Annotated in this window: 22 protein-coding genes; all 22 read left to right on the top strand. The window is 53.3% G+C overall.

Annotation, left to right across the window (positions count from 1 at the left end; genetic code table 11):
- Positions 1-136: 136 nt before the first annotated feature.
- Positions 137-2,644, top strand: coding sequence for a stage II sporulation protein E (gene spoIIE / locus NYE24_RS20360; RefSeq protein WP_342476530.1), 2,508 nt, complete (start codon positions 137-139; stop codon positions 2,642-2,644).
- A gap of 734 nt (positions 2,645-3,378) precedes the next feature.
- Complete coding sequence (locus tag NYE24_RS20365) at positions 3,379-4,125, top strand: hypothetical protein (RefSeq protein WP_342476531.1); 747 nt, start codon at positions 3,379-3,381, stop codon at positions 4,123-4,125.
- Positions 4,109-5,053, top strand: coding sequence for a serine/threonine protein kinase (locus NYE24_RS20370; RefSeq protein WP_076161689.1), 945 nt, complete (start codon positions 4,109-4,111; stop codon positions 5,051-5,053). Before NYE24_RS20365 ends, NYE24_RS20370 begins: the two co-directional genes overlap by 17 nt.
- Before the next feature lie 90 nt (positions 5,054-5,143).
- Positions 5,144-6,586 (top strand): tRNA lysidine(34) synthetase TilS, encoded by a 1,443-nt coding sequence (gene tilS, locus NYE24_RS20375; protein ID WP_036696447.1) that lies wholly within the window; start codon positions 5,144-5,146, stop codon positions 6,584-6,586.
- A gap of 46 nt (positions 6,587-6,632) precedes the next feature.
- Positions 6,633-7,172, top strand: a complete 540-nt coding sequence (hpt, locus tag NYE24_RS20380; RefSeq protein WP_036696450.1) for a hypoxanthine phosphoribosyltransferase — start codon at positions 6,633-6,635, stop codon at positions 7,170-7,172.
- Positions 7,173-7,283: 111 nt separating this feature from the next.
- A complete protein-coding gene (gene ftsH, locus NYE24_RS20385; protein WP_036696453.1) occupies positions 7,284-9,329 on the top strand; it encodes an ATP-dependent zinc metalloprotease FtsH in 2,046 nt (681 codons plus the stop codon).
- A 246-nt stretch (positions 9,330-9,575) separates the two neighbouring features.
- Entirely contained in the window at positions 9,576-10,514 is a 939-nt protein-coding gene (gene nadA / locus NYE24_RS20390; RefSeq protein ID WP_036696456.1) for a quinolinate synthase NadA, read from the top strand.
- A 39-nt stretch (positions 10,515-10,553) separates the two neighbouring features.
- The gene (nadB, locus tag NYE24_RS20395; RefSeq protein ID WP_076161684.1) at positions 10,554-12,170 is read left to right on the top strand and encodes an L-aspartate oxidase; all 1,617 of its coding nucleotides are present in this window, start codon (positions 10,554-10,556) and stop codon (positions 12,168-12,170) included.
- A complete protein-coding gene (gene nadC / locus NYE24_RS20400; RefSeq protein ID WP_342476532.1) occupies positions 12,160-13,032 on the top strand; it encodes a carboxylating nicotinate-nucleotide diphosphorylase in 873 nt (290 codons plus the stop codon). Before nadB ends, nadC begins: the two co-directional genes overlap by 11 nt.
- A complete protein-coding gene (locus NYE24_RS20405; protein ID WP_036696465.1) occupies positions 13,032-13,799 on the top strand; it encodes a type III pantothenate kinase in 768 nt (255 codons plus the stop codon). The genes nadC and NYE24_RS20405 overlap by 1 nt, the downstream gene beginning before the upstream one ends.
- Before the next feature lie 51 nt (positions 13,800-13,850).
- Positions 13,851-14,735 carry an Hsp33 family molecular chaperone HslO gene (hslO, locus tag NYE24_RS20410; RefSeq protein WP_342476533.1) on the top strand — a complete coding sequence of 295 codons (885 nt, stop codon included), beginning with the start codon at positions 13,851-13,853 and terminating at the stop codon, positions 14,733-14,735.
- Positions 14,736-14,744: 9 nt separating this feature from the next.
- Positions 14,745-15,689: a peptidylprolyl isomerase gene (locus NYE24_RS20415; RefSeq protein ID WP_342476534.1), complete on the top strand. Its 945-nt coding sequence runs from the start codon at positions 14,745-14,747 to the stop codon at positions 15,687-15,689.
- Positions 15,690-15,863: 174 nt separating this feature from the next.
- On the top strand, positions 15,864-16,802 hold the full coding sequence (cysK, locus tag NYE24_RS20420) for a cysteine synthase A (protein WP_036696469.1): 939 nt from the start codon (positions 15,864-15,866) through the stop codon (positions 16,800-16,802).
- Positions 16,803-17,076: 274 nt separating this feature from the next.
- Positions 17,077-18,699 (top strand): anthranilate synthase component I family protein, encoded by a 1,623-nt coding sequence (locus NYE24_RS20425; protein WP_342476535.1) that lies wholly within the window; start codon positions 17,077-17,079, stop codon positions 18,697-18,699.
- Positions 18,696-19,277, top strand: coding sequence for an aminodeoxychorismate/anthranilate synthase component II (pabA, locus tag NYE24_RS20430; RefSeq protein WP_036696474.1), 582 nt, complete (start codon positions 18,696-18,698; stop codon positions 19,275-19,277). The genes NYE24_RS20425 and pabA overlap by 4 nt, the downstream gene beginning before the upstream one ends.
- Positions 19,274-20,152, top strand: a complete 879-nt coding sequence (locus tag NYE24_RS20435; RefSeq protein WP_342476536.1) for an aminotransferase class IV — start codon at positions 19,274-19,276, stop codon at positions 20,150-20,152. Before pabA ends, NYE24_RS20435 begins: the two co-directional genes overlap by 4 nt.
- Positions 20,149-21,006, top strand: coding sequence for a dihydropteroate synthase (gene folP, locus NYE24_RS20440; protein ID WP_076161676.1), 858 nt, complete (start codon positions 20,149-20,151; stop codon positions 21,004-21,006). The genes NYE24_RS20435 and folP overlap by 4 nt, the downstream gene beginning before the upstream one ends.
- A gap of 33 nt (positions 21,007-21,039) precedes the next feature.
- The gene (gene folB / locus NYE24_RS20445) at positions 21,040-21,402 is read left to right on the top strand and encodes a dihydroneopterin aldolase (RefSeq protein ID WP_036696480.1); all 363 of its coding nucleotides are present in this window, start codon (positions 21,040-21,042) and stop codon (positions 21,400-21,402) included.
- 9 nt (positions 21,403-21,411) lie between these two features.
- Positions 21,412-21,963 (top strand): 2-amino-4-hydroxy-6-hydroxymethyldihydropteridine diphosphokinase, encoded by a 552-nt coding sequence (gene folK / locus NYE24_RS20450; RefSeq protein WP_076161674.1) that lies wholly within the window; start codon positions 21,412-21,414, stop codon positions 21,961-21,963.
- Positions 21,915-22,124: a helix-turn-helix transcriptional regulator gene (locus NYE24_RS20455; RefSeq protein ID WP_036696484.1), complete on the top strand. Its 210-nt coding sequence runs from the start codon at positions 21,915-21,917 to the stop codon at positions 22,122-22,124. The genes folK and NYE24_RS20455 overlap by 49 nt, the downstream gene beginning before the upstream one ends.
- A 45-nt stretch (positions 22,125-22,169) precedes the next feature.
- Positions 22,170-23,186 carry a tRNA dihydrouridine synthase DusB gene (gene dusB / locus NYE24_RS20460; RefSeq protein ID WP_036696485.1) on the top strand — a complete coding sequence of 339 codons (1,017 nt, stop codon included), beginning with the start codon at positions 22,170-22,172 and terminating at the stop codon, positions 23,184-23,186.
- A 224-nt stretch (positions 23,187-23,410) separates the two neighbouring features.
- A complete protein-coding gene (gene greA / locus NYE24_RS20465) occupies positions 23,411-23,890 on the top strand; it encodes a transcription elongation factor GreA (protein ID WP_036696487.1) in 480 nt (159 codons plus the stop codon).
- Positions 23,891-23,911: the final 21 nt, after the last annotated feature.

Here is a 23,911-nt window from a genome sequence, read left to right on the forward strand (position 1 = left end):
GGCTTTTCCGCAGAATGTCGGGACAGGCTTTTTTGTCGGAAATTTTTTACAGATTGCTCTCCGTTTCTGACAAACTTTCTTAAGACCCCCGCTATATAATGAGAACCATAAAATTCATAAACGGGTGGTGCAGGGAATGAGTAAAAGCAATGTGGTGAATTTGCCGGAGTGGACAAGAGCAGGAAGCAAAGACAAAAATCAGAAAGAAGCCTTAGGTACACGCCTTACGGCGTGGGGCACCAAGCTGCCGGTTGTCCAGTTCATCGCGGTCAAGAAGTGGGTGCTGCTGCTTAGCCTAATGGGCTTTTTGCTGGGACGGGCTATGATCCTGGATGAGCTTACCCCGTTTGCTGCTGCTTATTTCGCCGTCATTGTATTTATGCGCAGGGATTCCATGCTGCCTGTGGCCGTAGCCATCGTGCTCGGCAGTCTCTTCACACCGTTTCCGGGTGCCATCGTGGTTGCTGCGGAGCTGATTATTTTTTACCTGATCTATAAAGGGCTGGAGAATTTCCAGCGGGTGGATCTGTCTTATGCCCCGCTGATGGTGTTCGTGGCTACTTTTATGGTGGGATTGTTCCAGGTCGTCATCGGTCCTTCGCTCACATGGTATCCGCTGATGATGGCAGCCATTGATGCCATACTTGGGTTCGTGCTGACGCTTGTATTCCTGCAGGCGCTTCCTGTATTCACCTATAAGCAGAAAAGCAGGGCACTCCGCAATGAGGAGGTACTCTGTCTGATCATCCTGCTGGCTTCCGTCATGACCGGCCTTGTTGGCTGGACCATTAACGGTCTATCGCTGGAGCATGTGTTATCGCGGTTTCTGATTCTGATCTTTGCCCTGGCCGGAGGCGCGCCGCTTGGTGCTGCGGTTGGCGTAGTGACCGGGCTGATTCTCAGTCTGGCCGATATCGGAGCCATCTATCAAATGAGCCTGCTGGCTTTTGCTGGGATGTTGGCAGGCATGATGCAGTCCGGACGCAAAGGGGCGGTCTCGATCGGGATGCTGCTGGGATCAACGATCCTATCCGTCTATTTCATGGGACCGGGCGATGTCATGAATTCTACTTGGGAGACCTGCGCAGCCATAGTGCTGTTTCTTCTAACACCTAAGGGGATGATTACTGCCATTGCCAAATATGTACCAGGCACGGCCGATCACAGCCGTACCCAGCATGAATATGCCCGGAGGGTCCGGGATATTACAGCAGACCGGGTGACCCAGTTCTCACAGGTATTCCAGCAGCTCTCCAGCAGTTTCGGGCAGATTCCCCGGGCCGCAGAGGCGGGCAAAAGCGACCGTGAGATGGAGGACTTTATGAATACGGTAACAGAAGGAGCCTGCGCCGGGTGCATCCGGCGGACCCACTGCTGGGATGCCAAGTTCTATCAGACCTACAGGTATATGACGGACATGATGACCACGGTCGAGGAGTGCCCGGACATTACCGCTGCCCAGCTGCCGCCGGAGTGGAGCCGGATCTGCGGCAGGACGAGGGAGGTTCTTGAGGTGATGAAGGGCCAATATGAGCTATACCAGCATGATATGCGCTGGAAGCGGCAAATATACGACAGCCGCCAATTTGTGGCCGAGCAATTATCCGGCGTCTCGCAGGTCATGGAGGACCTGGCGAAAGAGATTAAGCGGGAAGGGCAGGCGATGTACCGGCAGGAGAGCCAGATCCGGGAGGCGCTGGAGAAGCTGGGCCTCTCCATTCACAGCATTGAGATCCTGAGTCTCGATCCCGGCCGTGTGGAGATTGAGGTTGTACATGCCTACACCCGGGGCTTCGATGAATGCCGCAAAATGATCGCTCCGCTGCTCTCGGATATTCTGGAGGAGAATATCGCAGTGGTCAGTGAGACTGCCATCCATCCACGCGAGGGTCTGTCGATGGTGACCTTTGGCTCGGCCAAGGCTTATGAGATAAGCTCCGGCGTAGCTGCCGCCGCCATGGGAGGCGATATGCTGTCGGGGGACAGCTTCAGCACGGTGGAGCTGGGTAACGGTACCTTTGCCGTCTCTATCAGTGACGGAATGGGCAACGGGGAGCGGGCCCGGATGGAGAGCAGCGCTGCGTTATCCATGCTGGAGAAGCTGCTGCAATCGGGAATGGATGAGAAGCTGGCGGTGAAATCCGTCAACTCTATTCTGCTGCTGCGCTCCCCAGATGAATTCTATGCGACAGTAGATATGGCGCTGATCGACCAGTATTCGGCACAGACCATCTTCATGAAGATTGCTTCTGCTCCGAGCTTCATCCGGCGGGGCAGCGAGGTGATTCCCGTGACGGCCAGCAATCTGCCGATCGGCATCATCAAAGACATCGAGGTGGATCTGGTCACCATGCAGCTTCGTCCCGGCGATATCCTGATTATGATGACCGATGGTATTTATGATGCGCCCGGATATGCCGTTAATAAGGAGATATGGATGAAGCGTCTGATTCAGGAACTGGAGGGCGATGACCCGCAGGATATGGCGGACGAGCTGCTGGATAAGGTAATCCGCTATCAGGGGAATGAGGTCCATGATGATATGACCATCGTGGTCAGCCGTGTGGATCATTACCATCCGGAATGGTCCAGCCTGCATATGCCTGGCGTCGGCCGGATGGAGCGCCCGCGTACGGTTAGCTAACCAGCTAGCCATTGACCTGACAACTAATTAGTCTATTGGGTGAGTAAGCTGGAAATGTTGCACATAATGCAGCTTGACGCTGAAGATACCCCGGTACTTTAGTGGATTGTTGCATAAATTGCAATATTCTTTCGGCTAATTGACTTACGGGGGGAGGAATCCTGCCTTTTGTGCAACATATTCCTTACCAGGAGGGATTATTGAGAGGAATGTTGCATTTTAGGCAGGATTATTGGATTCGGAGCTGGAGAAAGAGTAGGAGGCTGTAGGCAGAGTAGGGGACTGGTGTAAGTGCATGAAGCATGAGTAACAATATGAGTTAGAGTAACAGTAACATTCAAGGTCCGAGAGCACAGTCAGTGCTGAAAGGCGGGTGTCTTTAAATTATTCGGCGGGTGCATTCCAGCCACTCGCCAGCCCTTGCTCCGCTCCGTTTCAACCGCTGCTGGTTAGGGGGTTGAAGGGTAGGGTTTGAATAACATAGTAAAATAAACGGAACGGAGAGAATTTTGGAGCCGCAGAAGCGTCAGCGTTCGCCTTTGTCTTCCGATTTCAACCGCCAGCCGCGGTACTATAATCAAGAAATCGGAAGACAACAGCGATCGGAGGCCTAAAAGTCTCGCAGAGACTCATTTTTACGTAGTATTTTCAAATCAACTTCCAGTGTCAAGCGGCGTTTGAAATCTCTCTACCTTGGCAATGCTAGTAACTAGACAAGGAAGGGAGGAACGGTCATGAAGCAAATTCTGCTGATCACGGACGGTTGTTCAAATGTGGGGGAGAGTCCGGTGCTGGCGGCTGCACACGCCCGTCAGGAGGGCATCACGGTCAATGTTGTGGGGGTTGTGGATTATGGAACCATCGGTGAGCTGGGCAGCCGTGAGATTGCCGATATTGCCAAGGCAGGGGGCGGTATCAGCCGGATCGTGGGAACCCCGCAGTTGGCCCAGACCATTCAGATGATGACACGCAAGACGGTGGTTCAAACCATTCAGCAGGCGGTTAATAAAGAGGTGCAAAAAATTCTCGGCGACGGCTCGCTGGCGGAGCTGCCTCCGCAGCAGCGTTCGCAGGTGGTTACCGTGGTCGATGAGCTGACCGAGATCTCGCCGCTGCGCATAGCGCTGTTAATTGACGCAAGCGCGAGCATGAAGCCGAAGCTTGGCGCGGTAGAGGACGCCATCCGTGATCTGGCGCTTAGTCTGGAGGCCCGGGAAGGGCGCAGCGAGATTGCCGTGTTCCATTTTCCCGGCCGCTCAGGCAGTGAGGATGCCATACTGGATATCGACTGGACCCGGAATGTGTCCGAGGTCCGCTCCCTCTTTTCCAGACTGAAGATGCGGGGGGCAACGCCGACCGGACCGGCTATTTTCAAGGTGCTGGAACATTATCGTTATGATAAACTGGAGGAACATCGTAATTATCTTCCAGGGGAAGATGACGGGGCAAGAGAAGGGATGATTGATGGGTATGTCGTCTAATCCATCCTATCCGGCAGGCACAGTGATTACCGGCAAATGGCGGGGGAACCGTTATGTCGTGGAACGTGTGCTGGGGAAAGGGGCAAACGGAACCGTATATCTGGTGCAGCGGGAAGGCCGACGGGAGCGGTATGCGCTTAAGATCGGATACGATACGCTGGAGCTGCAGTCTGAGATTAACGTGCTGACCTCCCTGCAGTCCTGCCGCAAACGCAGCGAGCACCGGGCACGCAAGGAATCGCCGCTATCCTCCTACCTGCTGGAATCGGATGATTTCAAGGATCGGGACCAGGCGCCCTTTTATGTGATGCGCTATGTGGAAGGAAGGCCGCTGCATCATTTCCTGTCCAGGAATGGTGCCTCCTGGCTGGGGCTTGTCGGAATGACGATTCTGGAGAAGCTGCAGACGCTACATGAGTGCGGCTTCGTATTCGGAGACCTGAAGCCGGAGAATGTCATGGTATCCAGCTACGGGGAAGCCGAGCTGATTGATTACGGAGGGGCAAGTCCCATCGGACGCAGCGTGAAGCAGTTCACCGAATGGCATGACCGCGGATTCTGGAATGCCGGCAGCCGGACAGGTGACCAGAGCTATGACCTGTTTGCTTTTGCCGTCCTGTGCCTGCGTCTCCTTAATGAAGAAGGGCTGAAGTCTGCCGCCCAGCAGCTGCCGCAGACAAGGAGCGTAGAGGAGCTGATGAAGCTGGCCCGGGAGCTGCCGGACAAGAAACTGTCCTCCTGGCTATGCCTCGCACTCAAAGGCGGTTTCCCCGGTTCTGCGCAGGCTGCGGAGATCTGGAGAAGCCACATCTACAGAGGACGGAAGACCGGACATGAGACGATGGCGACCCCGCGCTGGCTCAAAAATGCGTTCGCGCTGTCTTTATTTCTGCTGGCATTCACGCTATACTGGGTTTTCCGTTTCTGATAATTAATTGAATGCTGTAATCGTACATAATCACCAAGATGCTGACCGCCGGATCAGGCCGTGTTAGGGATGGCAGGAAAGGAAGCCCCTATGGAGCACAGGAAGGAACTGGTGGAATCCGTAATGGAGGCTGCGGTTGAATATGAGCTGTGGGCGCCTCATGACACCATTGTAGTCGCAGTTTCCGGAGGGCCGGACTCTGTGGCTCTTTTGCGTATTCTGCATGAGATCTCCCAGACCCGGATGCCGCTGACGCTGATATGCGCCCATGTCAATCACGGTTTCAGAGCCGAATCGGCAGAGGAAGCAGAGCTGGTCCGGACCCTCGCGGCAGAGCTGGGCGTTCCCTTCGAGCTGGGCGAATTCGATATTCCATCCATCATTAAGGAGAGCGGGCTTGGCCCGGAAGGCGCTGCACGGGAGAAACGTTACCAGTTCCTGATCGCAACCGCACACCGTTATCAGGCGCGATCGGTGGCGCTGGCCCATCATGCAGACGATCAGGCCGAGACGGTGCTTATGCGGCTGCTGCGGGGGAGCGGGCCTTCGGGCCTTGCCGGCATGCGCTGGAAACGGACTGAAAAAAAGGTGGAACTCATCCGCCCCTTCCTGCGTATTAACAAAACGGCTCTTGTCGGCTTTTGCCGGGAGGAGGGCCTGGCCTATGCGGAGGATGCGACAAACCTTCTGACGCAGTACAAGCGGAATGCAGTTAGGCTGGAGCTGTTGCCTGTGTTGGAGCAGCATAATCCGAGAGTGAGACAATCGCTTCTGCAGCTGGCTGAAATTGCCTCGGCGGAAGATGAATATATGGAGGCGAATGCGGCAAAATGCTTTGATGAGCTTGTTTTCACCGAGCATGGAAAATACACCTTGAAAAGAGCTGCCTTTGCGGCCATACCCTCCGCTTTACAACGGCGTTTGATTAAACTAATATTAAATTATCTGTCGGCGGATTCATCATTCATGGATTTTTCCAAGATTGAAGCAGTACGCCGGGGAACGCTGCAGGAATACCCTACCGTCTGGACGCTGGATATGGGTGGCGGTTATGTCTGCGTGCGGCAATATGATACCATTGTGTTCTCGTCCAAGCCCTTGACCCGGCAGGTAGGCTATACATACCGGCTGTCTTTGACTCATCCCCGGATTAAGCTTATGGAGATAGGAAAGGTTATGACGATGAGGGGGCTTGCGGGGGAAGTTTTTTCTGCACAGGAGGAGGATTACGGGAAGAACTCGGCTTGGTTTGACTGGGATGATCTTGTCCTGCCGCTCACCATTCGTTCCCGGTTGCCTGGAGATACCATAAGGGTTATGGGATTAAACGGAAGCAAAAAGGTAAAAGATATTTACATTGATGATAAAATACCTTCTTCCGAACGGCCTGCAATTCCCCTCGTATGTGATGCACTCGGCAATATCGTCTGGATTCCGGGCGTAAGGCGCTCGGTGCATGCCGCAGTTGGGCGGCACACGGCCTCGGTTCTGCTCCTGACCCTGGAAGACCTGGAACAGGGCGAAGAATCGTAATGGCCGAAGTAAGTCTTTCATAAGTATATCTTAGGAGGTTCGCAAGTTGCAGAATGATATTCAGGAAATCTTGATCAGCGAAGAAGAAATTCAACAAAGAATCAGGGAGCTTGGCGCCCAGCTGAGCAAGGAATATGCAGACCGCACACCTTTAGTGATTTGTGTACTCAAAGGTGCGTTTATTTTTATGGCGGATCTGGTTAAAGTGATTACAGTACCCGTTGAAATGGACTTCATGGCGGTATCCAGCTACGGCGGTACAACTAAATCATCCGGCGTAGTCAAAATCATCAAGGATTTGGACACATCGGTTGAAGGCCGTGATGTTCTGATTGTCGAGGACATTATCGACAGTGGCCTTACACTCAGCTATCTGATTGACATGCTGCAGGGGCGCAACGCTGCTTCTGTCAACGTAGTCACTCTGTTCGACAAGCCGTCAGGCCGTGCAGTGAATCTTGAAGCCCAGTATACCGGCTTTGTGATTCCTGATGCATTCCTCGTAGGCTATGGACTGGACTATGCCGAGCTGTACCGGAACCTCCCTTATGTCGGTGTACTGAAGCCTGAGATTTATACCAAATGAACTACCCGACAGCCTTAGATCTACGGATCACTTTTCTGGATTTCCTGACAATTTGAGGAGTCCGGTCAGGCTATGGTACAATAACTTGAGCGTTGCGAGAGGAGGTAGGGGATGAATCGGTTCATCCGGAATTCTGGTTTTTATTTGATTTTATTTTTAGTCGTGGTGGGCATAGTCCAGTTTGTAAGCAATGGAAATGAATCCGCCGATCTCCCTAGATATGACGAGTTGCGGCAGGAGATCTCGAACAATAATGTGAAGAGCATGACGGTTCAGTTTGAGGGGAATGCATTTCTGGTTACTGGCGAATATAGAGAGCTGCCACCCGAGGCTAAATCGAAGAATTTCTCCACTTATGTTCCTCCTACAGACCAGGCCCTTGATGAACTTGTGGCTGCAAGCGATAAGAACGGCGTAGAACTGAGCCAGAAAAAAATGGAAGGTGACAGCATCTGGCTGACATTCCTCTCTTCCATGATTCCACTGGTCATCATGTTCATCCTGTTCTTCTTCCTGTTCAATAATGCACAGGGCGGCGGCGGCAAGGTGATGAACTTCGGCAAGAGCAAGGCCCGGTTATATAATGAAGAGAAGAAGAAGATCAGCTTCGAGGATGTTGCAGGGGCTGATGAAGAGAAGCAAGAGCTGGTTGAGGTTGTTGAATTCCTTAAGGACCCCCGCAAATTCGCAGCGGTGGGTGCCCGGATTCCGAAGGGGGTACTCCTTGTAGGTCCTCCGGGAACAGGTAAAACCTTGCTGGCCCGTGCAGTTGCAGGGGAAGCAGGCGTTCCGTTCTTCAGCATCTCCGGTTCCGACTTCGTGGAAATGTTCGTCGGTGTCGGCGCATCCCGCGTACGTGACTTGTTCGAGAACGCGAAGAAGAACGCACCTTGTATTATCTTTATTGATGAGATCGATGCTGTGGGACGTCAGCGCGGCGCAGGACTTGGCGGCGGACATGACGAACGTGAACAGACCCTTAACCAATTGCTCGTTGAAATGGACGGCTTTGGCGGCAACGAAGGCATTATCATTGTCGCGGCTACCAACCGCGCAGATATTCTTGACCCGGCGCTGCTCCGTCCGGGCCGTTTCGACCGTCAGATTACGGTTGACCGTCCAGATGTGAAGGGCCGTGAAGCTGTACTGAAGGTTCACTCCCGCAACAAACCGCTGACTAAGGATGTAAGACTTGACGTTATCGCCAAGCGTACTACCGGCTTCACTGGTGCGGATCTGGAGAACCTGCTGAACGAAGCGGCATTGCTTGCTGCACGCCGTAACCGCAAGGACATTACGATGCGTGAAGTGGATGAAGCGATTGACCGTGTCATCGTCGGTACCGAGAAGCGCAGCCGCGTCATCAGTGACCGCGAGAAACGGATTGTCGCTTATCACGAAGCAGGCCATACCATTGCCGGCTACTTCCTTGAGCATGCTGATGTGGTTCACAAGGTTACGATTATCCCGCGTGGCCGTGCCGGCGGATATGTCATTATGCTTCCTAAGGAAGACCGGATGATCGTTACCAAGCAGGAACTCTTGGATAAGGTTACCGGATTGCTTGGAGGACGTGTTGCTGAAGAATTATTCATTGGTGAAATCGGCACAGGCGCTTATAGTGACTTCCAGCAGGCTACGCGCATTGTGCGTGCGATGATTATGGAATATGGGATGAGTGATAAGCTCGGGCCCTTGCAGTTCGGCGCAACCCAAGGCCAAGTCTTCCTGGGCCGGGATATCGGACATGAACAGAATTACAGCGATTCCATCGCTTATGAGATTGATCAGGAAATGCAGAACCTTATCCGCAGCAGCTATGAGCGCTGCAGAGATCTGCTGACTAAGCATTCCAAAGAAATGCACCTGATTGCCAACACCCTGCTTGAGAAGGAAACGCTGGAACTTGATCAGATCGCAGAACTGATTGAGAAAGGCTACCTGAGTGAGGATGGTAAGCCAGAAGAAGGCGATGCTATTACCAATGAAGCGGGCGAGCCGATTATTGATTCCATCGGTGATGTGCGTGTCCGGATTCAAGGTAAGAATGACGAAGAGTCCCCATTAGACCTGTCTAAGGATATTCCGAACAAGCCGGACCCTGAAGAGGGCAACGGACCGGATGACGGGAATAAGGGTGGCGGAAGCCTAATCTAAGCTGTACCGTAGGAAATTGTGTAATCTAGTCCGGAGAACCACTGGTTCTCCGGGCTTTTCTTTTAAAATATATGAATTTATATGTTTCACACGATAACTTGTCTTCCGGTTTCTCTCTGAAACAGAGCGTCCGCTTAGATTGACAGGGGGTGGAACGTTGTGTACATTAGTGAATAAATATTAAATTTATCATTTATAAGAAATGTACTGGCGGCAAGCCATGAAGACATAAGGGGGAAACTGACCGTGGAAGCTCTGGCGCTTGAGCGCAAGCAGGAACAGAATCGTGAACTTCGTGTGCGCCTCGAACAGCTTAAGAAAGAACGGAATGCTATTATTCTGGCTCATTATTATCAGCGGGATGAAATTCAGGAAGTCGCCGATTTCCGGGGAGACTCTTTTTTACTGGCCCAGAAGGCAGCGGAGACAGAGGCAGATGTAATCGTATTCTGCGGCGTTCATTTCATGGGGGAAAGTGCCAAGATTCTGGCGCCGAACAAGACGGTCCTGATTCCTGACGAACGTGCGGGTTGCCCGATGGCTGACATGGTCAATGTGGATGGGTTGCGGAAACTGAAAGCGCAGCATCCGGGTGCGAAGGTAGTAACCTATATCAATTCCTCGGCAGAGATCAAGGCGGAGACAGATATTTGTTGCACCTCGGCGAATGCGGTAAAGGTGATCGAATCGCTTGATGCCGAAGAAATCATCTGGGTACCCGACAAGAATCTGGGTCAATATGTGCAGGATCAGACCGGTAAGAAGCTGATTATCTGGGAGGGCTATTGCAATACTCATGACATGCTTACCGTCAAAGATGTGATGGAGATGAGAGCCAAATACCCGGAAGCTGAATTTGTTGTACATCCCGAATGCCGCCCGGAAGTCGTGGCAATGGGGGATTATGTAGGCAGCACTACCTCAATTCTGGAATATTGCCGGAAATCGGACCGCCGGCAGTTTATTGTAGGTACTGAGGATGGAACCGGGTATCAGCTGCGGTTGGACAGCCCGGATAAGGAGTTTCATTTTGCCACCAAATTCCTGGTGTGTCCTAATATGAAGGTTAATAATTTGAAGAAGCTGGTCAAATGCCTGGAGACGATGAAGCCGCAGATCTATGTACCGCCTGCAGTCGCCGACAAAGCCAGAACATCCCTAGAGCGCATGCTACAAGTCCGGTAGCATGCGCTACTCTTTCGTTGAAACAGGTGAAAAGCGGTCATGATTCCACAATATTTGGTTGATTTTGATCTTCAGGGACTTCCTGTAGTTAAGACAGACTGCCTTGTCATTGGTTCCGGTATTGCCGGGTTATTCACAGCAATCAAGGCCAGCGAAGACCGGAAGGTTATTATGCTTACGAAGAAGACCGTAATGGAGAGCAATACACGGTATGCCCAGGGCGGAATTGCAGCCGTCATTTCGGAGGACGATTCGCCGGCGTATCACCGTCAGGATACCCTGATGGCCGGCGCGGGATTGAACTCCTCTGCGGCTGTCGATGTGCTGGTCAATGAAGGACCCGAAGGCGTACGCGAGCTGATCCGGCTTGGCACTATTTTCGATAAGGAGAATGGTGTACTAGCCTTAACCCAGGAGGGGGCGCATAGCCACCGCCGTATTTTACATGCAAATGGGGATGCTACTGGATATGAGATTGTCCGCGCACTCGCTGAACAGGCTGCCCGGCATCAGAATATTGAGACCTGGGATGACCATTATGTCATTGACCTGATTACGGAGGGCGGAGAGTGTCTGGGAGCGCTTGTACAGCGGCCTGATGGAGGGCGGTTATTCCTGCAGGCAGATGCAACAATCCTGTGCTCCGGCGGAGCAGGGCAGCTATACCGTTACACGACCAATCCTGAGGTGGCTACCGGAGATGGGGTAGCTATTGCCTACCGTGCCGGTGCCCATATCCGGGATATGGAGTTCATTCAGTTTCACCCGACTGCACTCAGCTATCCTGGTGCTCCGCGCTTCCTGATCTCGGAGGCTGTGCGGGGAGAAGGTGCTGTGCTGCGGAACATTAACGGTGAGCGGTTCATGGAACGTTATCATGAGCTGCAGGAGCTGGCCCCGCGGGATATTGTTGCCCGTGCCATTGTAAGCGAGATGGAATTGACCAAATCAACCTTTGTCTATCTGGATATTACACATGAACCGGCGGATATGGTTAAACGCCGCTTCCCGACCATTTATGCGACCTGCATGAGCTACGGGCTGGATATTACAAGTGACTGGATTCCGGTGGCTCCTGCTGCGCATTATATGATGGGGGGCGTGAAGACCGACCTGAGTGGAGAGAGCACAGTTGCCCGCCTGTTTGCCTGTGGTGAGGTATCATCTACTGGTGTGCAGGGAGCTAACCGGCTGGCCAGCAACTCCTTGTCGGAAGCCGTTGTGTTCGGCCGCCGGATTATTGAACGCATCCGCCAGCTTCCGCCGCTTGACCGGGATAACCTGCCCTCAGCCTATCATCAGGCAAGGGTGGAAGCTCCTGCACAGGCGATTGTAGAACGGCGGCTCAAGCTGCAAAAGGCTATGGTACGGTACGCCGGACTGAGGCGGAACCGGGAAATGCTGAATAAAGGCTTGGATGAGATAAAGCGCCAGCTGCCGATTTTTAAGACCAAACTGACAACACGGGAAGAATACGAGTTCGCCAATATGCTTACATGCTGTCTGCTGATCACCGAATCGGCCCTGGCACGGGAGGAGAGCCGCGGTGCGCATTATCGTGAGGATTATCCGCTGCGCAGTGACGCACAGTGGCAGAAGCATCTGCTCCAGATTCGCGAACTTGGAATAGTGGAGGAATTAAGTGATGATGTTTAACGGATATAATGAAGACCTGCTTAAGGCTATTAAGGGCTGGCTGCAGGAAGATGTCGGCTCGGGGGATATTACCACCCGTACAACCATACCCGCAGGGCATGAGTCCAAGGGAATTATCCATGCTAAGGAGGACGGGATTATTTGTGGAATCCCCGTGGCCGAGCTGGTGTTCGAGGTCGTTGATCCTGGGCTTGTATTCACGGCGCTGGTCCAGGAAGGGCAGGCTGTCTCCAAGGGCACTGTGCTTGCTGAAGTAGAAGGCAGCACCCATGCCATCCTGACCGGTGAACGGCTTGCTCTCAACTTGATGCAGCGGTTATCCGGTGTGGCCTCACGAACGGCTTCCTTTGTAGAGAAGCTTCAAGGACTGCCGACCCGCCTGGTGGATACCCGCAAGACCACACCAGGCCACCGGATGCTGGAGAAATATGCAGTCCGTATAGGCGGCGGAGCCAATCACCGTTACGGTCTGTATGATGCGGTAATGATTAAGGATAATCATATCAAGGGGGCCGGTGGCATCCGTCAGGCAGTAGGGCGTGCCCGTGCCAATATCCCGCACACCATGACCATTGAAGTAGAAACGGAGAGTCTGGAGCAGGTAGAGGAAGCGCTAGCGGCCGGAGCGGATATTATTATGCTCGATAACATGTCTCCTGAGCAGATGGCTGAAGCCGTGAGAAGAATCCGGACCAAGGCGAAGCATGTCACCATTGAGGCATCGGGCAATGTATCTCTGGAGACGGTCCGGGGCATTGCTGAATCGGGTGTGGATGTGATTTCGGTAGGACGGCTAACGTATTCCTTCGCGAGTCTCGATATCAGTCTGGACCTGAACGCCAAGAAGGAGGGAACCCTCTGATGATACTTGTCGTTGATATCGGCAATACAAACATCGTACTGGGTGTCTACCGGGGCAGTGAGCTGCTGCACCATTTCCGGCTGAGCACTGCCCGCGGGTCCACTGTCGATGAATACGGTGTGATGATTCATAATCTGTTCAACATGTCGAATCTGTCGTTCAGGGATGTCGAGGGGGTCATCATCTCCTCCGTTGTTCCGCCGCTCGTGCAGGTCATCGTGGAGATGTGTGTCAAATTCATTGGCAAGGACCCGCTGCTTGTGGGACCCGGTATCAAAACCGGGCTTAATCTGCGTTATGAGAACCCGCGCGAAGTGGGGGCGGACCGGATTGTGAACGCGGTTGCGGCGATTGAGCAGTATAAATGTCCGCTTGTCGTTGTTGATTTCGGTACGGCAACCACCTTCGACTGCATTGATGCCGGGGCCAACTATCTGGGCGGTGCTATCGTGCCGGGTCTGGGCATTTCCACGGAGGCCCTGTATCTGCGGGCATCCAAGCTGCCACGGATCGAGCTGGAGAAGCCCAAGAAGGTAATCGGACGCAATACTGTACATGCGATGCAGGCAGGGATAATTTTTGGCTATGCCGGTCAGGTTGAGGGTATCGTCAGACGCATCAAGCAGGAGATGAACGCTCCTGTTCTCAAGGTTATTGCCACCGGGGGGCTGGCCTCACTGATTGCCAGTGAGACAGAATGTATCGACGAGGTTAATCCGATGCTGACGCTTGAAGGATTGCGCATTATTTACAACCGTAACAAATAATCTTAAAGATGAACCTATACAGAACAGATAGATAGGAGGAGTATGCACCCAATGGATAATAAGAAGGACCGGCTGGTCCGGGGCACGGCTATGAACGGAAGAGTCAGAGCGTTCGCTGTCCGTACCACAGAGCTTGTCGATGAATTGCGGCGCAGACATGATACGTATCCGACGGCTACGGCAGCGCTTGGACGTACGGTTACGGCCGCAGCTATAATGGGGGCCATGCTCAAGGGGCAGGAGAAACTCGCGATTATGGTCAAAGGAAACGGTCCACTCGGGCAGATTACGGCTGAATCCAATGCCCTGGGAGAAGTTCGCGGCTATGTTAGCAATCCTCATGTTCATCTGCCAAGCAACAGTATGGGCAAGCTGGATGTCGCAGGGGCGGTAGGAACGGAAGGCTTCATTGATGTCAGCAAGGATCTGGGGATGAAGGAGCCGTACCGCGGCAGTGTGCCTATCGTTTCGGGAGAGCTGGGTGAGGATTTCACTTATTATTTTGCTCTCTCGGAGCAAACGCCTGCTGCTGTAGGACTTGGAGTATTGGTGGAGACTGATAATTCGGTTAGAGTTGCCGGAGGCTTTATTATTCAGTTGCTGCCCGGCCTGACAGATGAGCAAATTACCGAGGTTGAGCAAGCGGTTGGAGCCATGCCTTCGGTTACGTCCGTGCTGGATCAGGGGCTTGAGCCTGAGGAAATGCTGCGGCTGCTGCTGCCGGATGCTGTGATCCTGGATGAGCTGGAGGTCCGCTTTGTATGTCAGTGCTCACGGGAACGGATTGAGCAGACTCTGGTCAGCCTGGGTGAGCACGAACTGGAACGGCTGATTGAAGAAGATGATACGGCAGAAGTCGTCTGCCATTATTGCAATGAGAGCTATGTATTTAACAAGGATGAACTGCAGGTAATCCTCGATCAAGCGAAGTCTTAGGGATATGAGATGGTGACAAGACAGGAGCGCGCGCTGCGCAATGCCGTTATATTACTTGCCGTGGCAACTCTGGTGCTGGGAGGGCTATTATTCTGGAGCCTGCGTGCCATGGCACTGCTGAAGGCAGAGACGGCTGAAGGAGAAGCCTCGGATGTCGCTGCTGCCGGAGGACAGCCGGTCACGGAACAGGAATGGATAGAGGAGCTTCAGAAGAAGCATGGGGAAGAAATGCTGCTGAGCATGCTGAATCATATCGTGGTGGGCAAGGAAGCCGCAGCGCTGGGAATTACGGTTACGGATGAAGAGATTGAGCAGGAACTGAAGCGGGGAATCTCCGGTTACAGCTCGGAGGAGCAGTATTATCAGCAGATGCAGTCTGAGCTTGGACTTTCCCGTCAGGAGCTGCGTGAGGAGACGGTATACCGGTTGACGCTCCAGGCAATAGCTACGGCCGGCATTACGGTCAGTGAAGCGGAAATTGATGATTATCTGAAGCAAAATAGCGAGAGATTCATGCCCCGCAAGCAAATGCAGCTCTCTATCATCCAGACCTCCACCTATAACGAGGCCGGTACAGTGATGGACCGCCTGGAGCAGGGGGAGGATTTTGCAGAGCTGGCCCGGGAGGTCTCGATCGACAAGGAAAGCCGCCAGCACGGCGGCAGTATCGGAACGGTCGAGGAGAAGGACCCGTTCTGGCCTGAGGAGCTGCTGGAGACAGCAGCCGGGCTTGAGAAGGGGGATATCGCAGGACCGCTGCAGATTGACGGCGGGTATGCGGTGATCCGTCTGGAGAAGCTGATCGATCCTGTGAAGCCGGACCAGGAGGAGCTGCGCCGGATGATCGGCCAGCAGCTGAGACTGGAGCAGGCAGCGCCCTTGCAGCAGGTGGAGCGTGAATTACGGGTCAAATACGATACAGCAATATATATTGACAACAGCTTGCAAGATTGATAATATGAAATTAAATATAAAACCTACTGATTTAGTCGGGAATATTAAGCGGTACAATTTCAACTGTTAGTTACCCAGGCATTGCGAACCGGGAGCTACGGTAATATATGCTGATAGCATCTGTCATAAGTTCCGCACCCTAATTCATTTATCATTCCAAGGAGGTTTTTACTCATGGCTAAAGTCGTCAACAGTGTAACAGATTTGATCGGTGGCACACCGCTCGTCCGCCTGAACCGGATTGTTCCGGAAGGTTCGGCAGAGATCTTCCTGAAGCTGGAATACCAGAATCCAGGCTCCAGTGTGAAAGACCGTATTGCCATCAGCATTGTAGAAGAGGCTGAGAAAGAAGGCAAGCTGAAGCCGGGTGGCACGATTGTAGAAGCGACCAGCGGTAATACAGGGATCGGCCTGGCGCTTGTGGCAGCTGCCAAAGGTTACAAGGCCATTATTGTTATGCCGGAAACGATGAGCCTTGAGCGCCGCAACCTGCTGCGTGCCTACGGCGCTGAGCTGGTATTGACTCCGGGATCGGAAGGAATGAACGGTGCGGTTAAGAAGGCTGAGCAGATTCTGAGCGAGAATCCGGATTATTTCCTTGCGGAGCAGTTCAAGAACAAGGCTAACGTGAAGATCCACCGCGAGACCACTGGACCGGAGATCGTTGAAGCGATTGAATCTGTCGGCGGCCCGCTGGATGCATTCATTGCCGGTGTCGGCACAGGCGGAACGATCAGCGGTGCGGGTGAAGTGTTGAAGAGTCAATATCCGGGCGTGAAGATCTATGCGGTAGAACCTGCAGCTTCACCGATTCTGGCTGGAGGCAAACCGGGCCCGCACAAGATTCAGGGTATCGGCGCTAACTTCGTGCCAGAAATTCTGAACCAGGATATCTATGATGAGATTATTCATGTTGAGAATGATGAAGCCTTCGAAACTGCCCGCCGCGTAGCCAAGGAAGAAGGCGTGCTGTCCGGCATTTCCTCCGGTGCGGCTGTGTTTGCTGCACTGAAGGTAGCGAAGGAACTGGGCGCAGGCAAGAAGATTGTTGTTATCATCCCAAGTAACGGCGAACGTTACCTGAGCACTCCGCTCTATAACTTTGAAGTATAATTGCTGAGAATTCAGCTCGTTAGAAGAGCCTGCCCTATCCGCTTTCACAGGGATAGCGCAGGCTCTTTTTGTGAAATATTAAGAATTTATATGTTGCACACGATTAATTATCCTTCTATTTCTCGCTGAAACGGTACCGTCATTTTAAAGGACGGTAAAGCCGTTTCCACTTGAAAATATAAGAATGAATATATTTCATGCGGCGTTTGGGCTTTTCAAAGTAACCCTATGTACAGTATACTGACAGGCAATAAACTATCGATGAGGCGGGAGAATGGTTGTGGAGATCTTAACGGCTTGGCAGGATTGGGAGCAGTGGGCAGAGGCAGATGAAGCCTGGAGCGTCTTGCCCCTGATCCTGAGGAAACGGCAGGACAATCAGGGCTTGCCCCGCAGCTGGAAGCAGGCCTGGGAACAGGCTTCTCCCTATTCGGTTGTCCTGGAGAGCGGCAAGGGCGGACGCTACACCTATCTGGGTCTAAGTCCTGTCTCCATCATTGAAGGCCGAGGAGCTGTTGCACAGAGCTATACTCCCGGAGCCAAGGCTTCAGGGCATATAGAGTCTGCCGTAACGGAAGGCCAACCGCTGCAAGTGCTGCAGGCATGGATGAGGGAATATACGTCTCCCCGCCTGCCGCTTGACGGTCTGCCGCCGTTCACCGGAGGCTGTATCGGATTTCTTGGCTATGATGTGGCCCGTTCCCTGGAGAAGCTGCCGTCGCTTGCCAGGAACAACCCTGAATTCCCGGATTATCTGTTCATGAGACTGGAAGAAGTGTGGATCTACGATGAGCAGGAGCAGCAGCTCTACTGTGCAGTTCATATTCCTGTAACGGATACTGTATCCGGTAACCTGGACGGGCTAAGGAGTCTGTATGAGGCTGCTGTGCACCGTGCGGAGCGCATGCTGGAGCAGTGGAGCGTTCTCTATACACCGGCAGAGCCGGAAGAAGCCGCCGCTGCAAGATATGCGGAGCTGACCCGCAGTGTAGAGAGCGAAGCTGAGATCACCGGCGAGTGGCCCGGCATGAGCTCGGATTTCTCTGCTGCGCCTTTCCAGCAGGCTGTGCTGAAGGTCCAGGAATACATCCGCGCCGGGGATGTATTCCAGGTGAACCTCTCGCTGCGCCAGCAGGCGCAGCTCAAATCCACACCCGAGGACGTCTACGAATGGCTCCGTAGACTCAACCCGTCCCCGTACATGGGGCTGCTCCGCACGCCCGGCTTCGCGCTCTCCAGCGCATCGCCGGAGCTGCTCGTCAAGCTGCACGGGGACAAGGTCAGCGCCCGCCCCATTGCCGGCACCCGGCGGCGGGGCCATACTCCCGCGGAGGACGCCGCCATGGAGGCGGAACTGCGCGGGAGCGAGAAGGAGATCGCCGAGCATATTATGCTTGTCGATCTGGAGCGCAGCGACATCGGCCGTGTCGCTGCCTACGGAACGGTCAGCGTGCCGGAGCTGCTGACCGTAGAGCGATACTCGCATGTGATGCATCTCGTCTCGCAGGTCGAGGGAATCGTCGCACCCGGCAGGGATGCGTACGATGTCATTGCCGCCTTGTTCCCCGGCGGCACCATCACGGGCGCGCCCAAGGTGCGCACCATGGAGATCATCGAAGAGCTGGAGCCGGTCCGCCGGGGGCCATATACTGGATCAATGGGCTGGATTGACTATAACGGCAATATGGAATTAAATATAATCATACGTACGCTCGCAGTGAAGGACGGAATCGGCTACATTCAGACAGGTGCGGGAATTGTGATCGATTCGGACCCTTACCGTGAGTACCGGGAATGCCACAACAAAGCCAAAGCGGTAGTAAAAGCCATTCTCTGCAGTGAACGCGAGCAGGAAGAGCGGGCTGCCCTCGGCGCCGAAGGAGGAAGCGCATTATGATCTTGGTCATCGATAATTATGATTCCTTTACGTATAACCTGGTGCAGTATCTGGGTGAGCTGGGGGAAGAAGTTAAGGTAGCACGCAACGATGAGATCAGCATTGAGGAGATAGAAGCATTAGCCCCCGATCATATTCTGATCTCTCCGGGTCCCTGCACACCGAATGAGGCAGGCATCAGCCTTGCGCTGCTGCAGCATTTCAAAGGCATCATCCCCATATTCGGCGTATGTCTCGGACACCAGGCGATTGGACAGGCTTTTGGCGGTAATGTCATCCGTGCAGAACGTCTTATGCATGGCAAAACCTCGCCGATTCATCACAACGGCACCTCCGTATTTGAAGGGCTGGAGTCTCCATTCACAGCGACACGCTATCATTCACTGATCGTGGAACGCGAGAGTCTGCCGGATTGTCTGGAGATTACCGCCGAGACCGCTGAAGGCGAGATTATGGCCTTGCGGCATAAGGAATACCCGATTGAAGGGGTACAGTTCCATCCTGAGTCGATCATTACGAATCATGGGCATACCATACTGCGCAATTTCCTGAAACGGAGAGCCGGAGAACCGGCATGAAATATATAGGACTTAACAACAAAGCAGTCGACGCCAAAGACGCCGTGGTCTCCGCTCTGGATCACGGCTTTTTGTACGGCATGGGTCTGTTCGAGACCTTCCGCACCTATGGGGGGCAGCCCTTCCTGCTGGAGCGTCATCTGAGCAGAATGGCAGAGGGCTGCCGCCAGCTGGGCATTCCTTTTGAGCCAGATGTACAGAGGCTGCGGGAATGGATTCAGCTTGTAATGGACAAGAATGAGCTTAGTGAGGCGTATATCCGCTACACCGTTACAGCCGGTGAGGATATTCTGGGTCTGCCATCCGTAGCCTATAAGCAGCCTAATCATCTGCTCTATATCAAAGCCCTTCCGTTTACACCAGCCAGCCTTTACACGGAAGGCAAAGAACTTCAGCTTCTGAACCACCGGCGTAATACCCCGGAGGGCCCGGTAAGACTCAAATCGCTGCACTATATGAACAACATTTTGGCAAAACGTGAATTAGCCGGGTATCCGTCCGCAGAGCGAGGGGCAGAGGGGTTGATGCTGACCGCACAGGGAGAGCTCGCCGAAGGCATTGTGAGCAATATTTTTTTCATCTCCAATAAGCGGCTCTATACCCCCGATATCGCCACCGGCATTCTTCCGGGAATTACCCGGGAAATGGTGCTTGAGCTGGCAGCGGCCAGCCTTCAGCCTGAACAGGGCTTGTACCGCTGGGAGCAGCTTGCGGCTGCGGATGAAATCTTCCTCACCAATTCTGTGCAGGAGATTGTACCAGTAAGCACCTTATGGAATGGAGACCGGCGGGTAACCATAGGCAGCGGGCGCTGTGGAGAGCAGACGGCTGCACTTATGAAGCTGTACAGAGAAAGGACGGATATGCTGATATGAAGCCGATGATCTATGAACGGACTTACCGCTGCGGAAGCAGTGAGCTGAAATTGGGCAAGCGTACGCTGATTATGGGGATACTCAATGTGACGCCGGACTCCTTTTCGGATGGGGGCCTGTGGACGGAGCGGGATAGAGCCGTAGAGCATGCGCTGCAAATGGCGGCAGAGGGGGCCGATATTATCGATATAGGCGGAGAATCCACGCGTCCGGGTCACCAGCCGGTGAGTGCTGAAGAGGAATTGGCCCGTGTACTTCCTGTCATTGAGCGCATCCATCAAGCTGCCCCGCATCTCCCCCTCTCTATAGATACCTACAAGGCGGAAGTCGCCCGTCAGGCGGTTCAGGCCGGTGCGCATATCATCAATGATGTATGGGGAGCCAAGGCCGATCCGCAGATGGCGGCGGTTGCTGCGCAGGCAGACTGTCCGATCATTCTGATGCATAACCGGCATGACCGTAATTATAACGATTTGATCAGCGATATGACGGATGACCTGAGCGAGAGCATTCACCTGGCGCTGGCAGCGGGAGTGAAGCCGGAGAATATTATTCTGGACCCCGGAATCGGCTTCGCCAAGGACTATACAGAGAATCTTCAGGTCATGACCGGTCTGAGCGCACTAACGAAGCTGGGATATCCGGTGCTGCTGGCCACTTCGCGCAAAAAATTCATCCGCACCGCCCTCGGTCTGCCCGCAGATGATGTTCTTGAGGGAACCGCGGCTACTGTCGCCTTCGGGATTGCGCAGGGCTGTCAGCTTGTTCGGGTTCATGATATTGCGGCGATGAAACGTACCGTAGAGATGTGTGACGCCATGTTATATGCAGGGACACCTGTGCTCTGCGTATAGACTATATTCTTCAAGAGAAGGCAGGTACCCTTAATGGATAAAATGAAGCTGCACCGCATGGAGTACTACGGTTACCACGGAGTGTTTGAAGAGGAACGGAAGCTCGGCCAGCGTTATTATATCGACCTTGAGCTGGAGCTTGATTTGCAGGGAGCAGGGCTCAGCGATGATCTGGAGCAGACCGTGAATTATGCTGAAGTTCATGTTGTAGTCAAAAAAATTGTCGAAACCCAGTCCTTCAAGCTGATTGAAGCTTTGGCGGAACATATTGCATCCGGGTTACTGGACACTTATACTGTTATCAATGCAGTAACGGTCCAGGTGACCAAGCCGCATCCTCCTTTTGATATTCATTTCCAGGGAGTCACTGTAGAATTGCGCCGGACGAGAAAGTGAGACAGACTGATGAACATACCTTCCACCTCTGAGGCATCAGAGGCTTATATTGCTTTAGGGGCTAACCTGGGTGACCGTCAAGGCACCTTGAGAGAAGCCCTGCACCGGCTGGAGCATCACGACAAGATTGAAGTAGTGCGCACCTCCCGGGTCTACGAGACGGAGCCTGTCGGTTATCTGGATCAGCCTCAGTTTCTTAACATGGCGGCTGTTCTGCGCACCACACTGGCACCCGAGGAGCTGCTTCATGTGATGCTGGACACAGAGAACCAGTTAGGCCGGGTCCGGGATGTGCGGTATGGACCGAGAACGGTAGATTTGGATTTGTTGTGGGTAGAGGGGCTGACCCTGGACACGCCGGATCTGACGCTGCCTCATCCGAGGATGCTGGAGCGGGCGTTTGTCCTTCTGCCGCTAAGCGATATCCTATCGCAGAACGAAGAGTCTTCCGGATTCCGCAGATTAATTACAACAGCGCTGCAAGACATAGACGGAAAGGCAGGAATTCGCCTGTGGACAACAAACGTATGGGAATGCGGGTCAGAGCGTTCCGGAAGCTGAAGGGCTACACGCAGCAGGAACTGGCGGATTCTGTCGGAATATCACTTGCTGTGCTTGGCGCAGTGGAGCGGGGCAACCGACGTTTGGAAGATCAAATTTTAAATAAAATTGCGGATTTTCTGGAAGTGACAGTAGAGGAATTGGCCCATCCGGCACCATAAGACTGGGCTGAACGTTACAAATTGAGGTAGGGAAGTGATTGGGCCATGCTGAAGATTGGTGATATTGAATTGAAGAATCAGGTCGTGCTGGCGCCTATGGCTGGCGTATGTAACCCGGCATTTCGTCTGATTGCCAAGGAATTCGGGACTGGCCTGGTCTGTGCGGAGATGGTCAGCGGCAAGGCGATCGTACATGGCAACCAGCGTACGCGTGAGATGCTGTTTGTCGATGAGCGCGAGAAACCGCTGAGCCTGCAGATTTTTGGCGGAGATCGGGAATCGCTGGTGGATGCGGCGAGAATTGTCGACAAAGAAACCAATGCCGATATCATCGACATTAATATGGGCTGCCCGGTGCCGAAGGTGACCAAATGCGATGCCGGAGCACGCTGGCTGCTGAATCCGGACAAAATCTATGAGATGGTATCCGCAGTAGTCGAGGCCGTGGACAAACCGGTCACCGTGAAGATGCGGATCGGCTGGGACAGCGAGCATATCTTCGTTGAAGAGAATGCGCGTGCGGTGGAACGGGCTGGCGGAGCGGCAGTTAGCGTACACGGGCGGACCCGCGAACAACTCTATACTGGACGCGCCGACTGGAATTATATCCGTATGGCTAAAGAGGCAGTATCGATTCCGGTGATCGGCAATGGCGATGTGAATACGCCGGAGGATGCGCGGGCGATGTTGGACCAGACCGGCTGCGACGGTGTAATGATCGGGCGTGGCGCACTGGGCAATCCGTGGATGCTGTACCGGACGATTCAATATTTGGATAGTGGTGTGCTGATGCCGGAGCCTGGCGCCGAAGAGAAGATTAAGGTAGCTATTCTTCATATGGACCGCCTGATTGCCCTTAAGGGTGAAGCGGTGGCAGTCCGTGAGATGCGCAAGCATCTGGCCTGGTATTTGAAGGGCTTTAAGGCGGCGGCCCGCGTGAAGGACGTTATTATGGAAGAAACGAAACGTGACGAGATGGTGCGGATTTTGAATGATTTTGTCGGTCAGCTTAGGCAGGATGAGGACCAGAATAGCGCAGATAGCGAGCTTTTCGCCGTATGAGCCTCACATATTCCTGGGACTAAGCCCCGTTCCTGTGTGCTTTATTGAGTATTGCTAAACATTATATGGGGCGTCATTGACATTTTGTAGCGGTTCCAATATAATTTCACAGTATAAAATCGCCGTTACAGCAGGAGCAATGGTGAAGGAGGGTTCTGATCCCTCCGGATTCGCATATAGTATGGTGTTTTCAATAAATGTATACGACAGGAGAATCGGTTGAGATGAGCGATAAAGAAGTCATCCTTACACCGGACGGACTTAAGCGTCTGGAAGAAGAACTGGAGTTCCTCAAATCCGTGAAGCGCCGCGAGGTGGCGGAGCGTATCAAAGTGGCCATCGGCTACGGAGATATCAGTGAAAACTCGGAATATGAAGACGCGAAGAATGAACAGGCTTTTATTGAAGGACGGGTTCTTACTTTGGAGAAGATGCTCCGCAATGCCCGTATCATTAATAGCGATGAGATCGTGACAGATGTGGTAAGCATCGGGGTAACGGTGAACGTTGAGGATATGGAGTATGGCGACATTATGGAGTACACTATCGTGGGTACTGCCGAATCCGATCCGCTGAACAACAAAATTTCTAATGAGAGCCCTGTAGGCAGAGCGATCATCGGCAAGAAGATTGGTACGATTGTGGATGTTAGTGTCCCTGCAGGCGTCATTCAATATAAAATTCTTGATATCAAAATGAAGTAAGACGGTTCCGAGAGCTTCCTT

Source organism: Paenibacillus sp. FSL H7-0350, assembly GCF_038593195.1.
GTDB lineage: Bacteria > Bacillota > Bacilli > Paenibacillales > Paenibacillaceae > Paenibacillus_AQ.

Excerpts from the sequence above, each read along its gene's own strand:
- spoIIE (WP_342476530.1), top strand. The coding sequence starts at position 137 with ATGAGTAAAAGCAATGTGGTGAATTTGCCGGAGTGGACAAGAGCAGGA.
- NYE24_RS20365 (WP_342476531.1), top strand. The coding sequence starts at position 3,379 with ATGAAGCAAATTCTGCTGATCACGGACGGTTGTTCAAATGTGGGGGAG.
- NYE24_RS20370 (WP_076161689.1), top strand. The coding sequence starts at position 4,109 with ATGGGTATGTCGTCTAATCCATCCTATCCGGCAGGCACAGTGATTACC.
- tilS (WP_036696447.1), top strand. The coding sequence starts at position 5,144 with ATGGAGCACAGGAAGGAACTGGTGGAATCCGTAATGGAGGCTGCGGTT.
- ftsH (WP_036696453.1), top strand. The coding sequence starts at position 7,284 with ATGAATCGGTTCATCCGGAATTCTGGTTTTTATTTGATTTTATTTTTA.
- nadB (WP_076161684.1), top strand. The coding sequence starts at position 10,554 with ATGATTCCACAATATTTGGTTGATTTTGATCTTCAGGGACTTCCTGTA.
- nadC (WP_342476532.1), top strand. The coding sequence starts at position 12,160 with ATGATGTTTAACGGATATAATGAAGACCTGCTTAAGGCTATTAAGGGC.
- NYE24_RS20405 (WP_036696465.1), top strand. The coding sequence starts at position 13,032 with ATGATACTTGTCGTTGATATCGGCAATACAAACATCGTACTGGGTGTC.
- hslO (WP_342476533.1), top strand. The coding sequence starts at position 13,851 with ATGGATAATAAGAAGGACCGGCTGGTCCGGGGCACGGCTATGAACGGA.
- NYE24_RS20415 (WP_342476534.1), top strand. The coding sequence starts at position 14,745 with ATGGTGACAAGACAGGAGCGCGCGCTGCGCAATGCCGTTATATTACTT.
- cysK (WP_036696469.1), top strand. The coding sequence starts at position 15,864 with ATGGCTAAAGTCGTCAACAGTGTAACAGATTTGATCGGTGGCACACCG.
- NYE24_RS20425 (WP_342476535.1), top strand. The coding sequence starts at position 17,077 with ATGGTTGTGGAGATCTTAACGGCTTGGCAGGATTGGGAGCAGTGGGCA.
- pabA (WP_036696474.1), top strand. The coding sequence starts at position 18,696 with ATGATCTTGGTCATCGATAATTATGATTCCTTTACGTATAACCTGGTG.
- NYE24_RS20435 (WP_342476536.1), top strand. The coding sequence starts at position 19,274 with ATGAAATATATAGGACTTAACAACAAAGCAGTCGACGCCAAAGACGCC.
- folP (WP_076161676.1), top strand. The coding sequence starts at position 20,149 with ATGAAGCCGATGATCTATGAACGGACTTACCGCTGCGGAAGCAGTGAG.
- folB (WP_036696480.1), top strand. The coding sequence starts at position 21,040 with ATGGATAAAATGAAGCTGCACCGCATGGAGTACTACGGTTACCACGGA.
- folK (WP_076161674.1), top strand. The coding sequence starts at position 21,412 with ATGAACATACCTTCCACCTCTGAGGCATCAGAGGCTTATATTGCTTTA.
- dusB (WP_036696485.1), top strand. The coding sequence starts at position 22,170 with ATGCTGAAGATTGGTGATATTGAATTGAAGAATCAGGTCGTGCTGGCG.
- greA (WP_036696487.1), top strand. The coding sequence starts at position 23,411 with ATGAGCGATAAAGAAGTCATCCTTACACCGGACGGACTTAAGCGTCTG.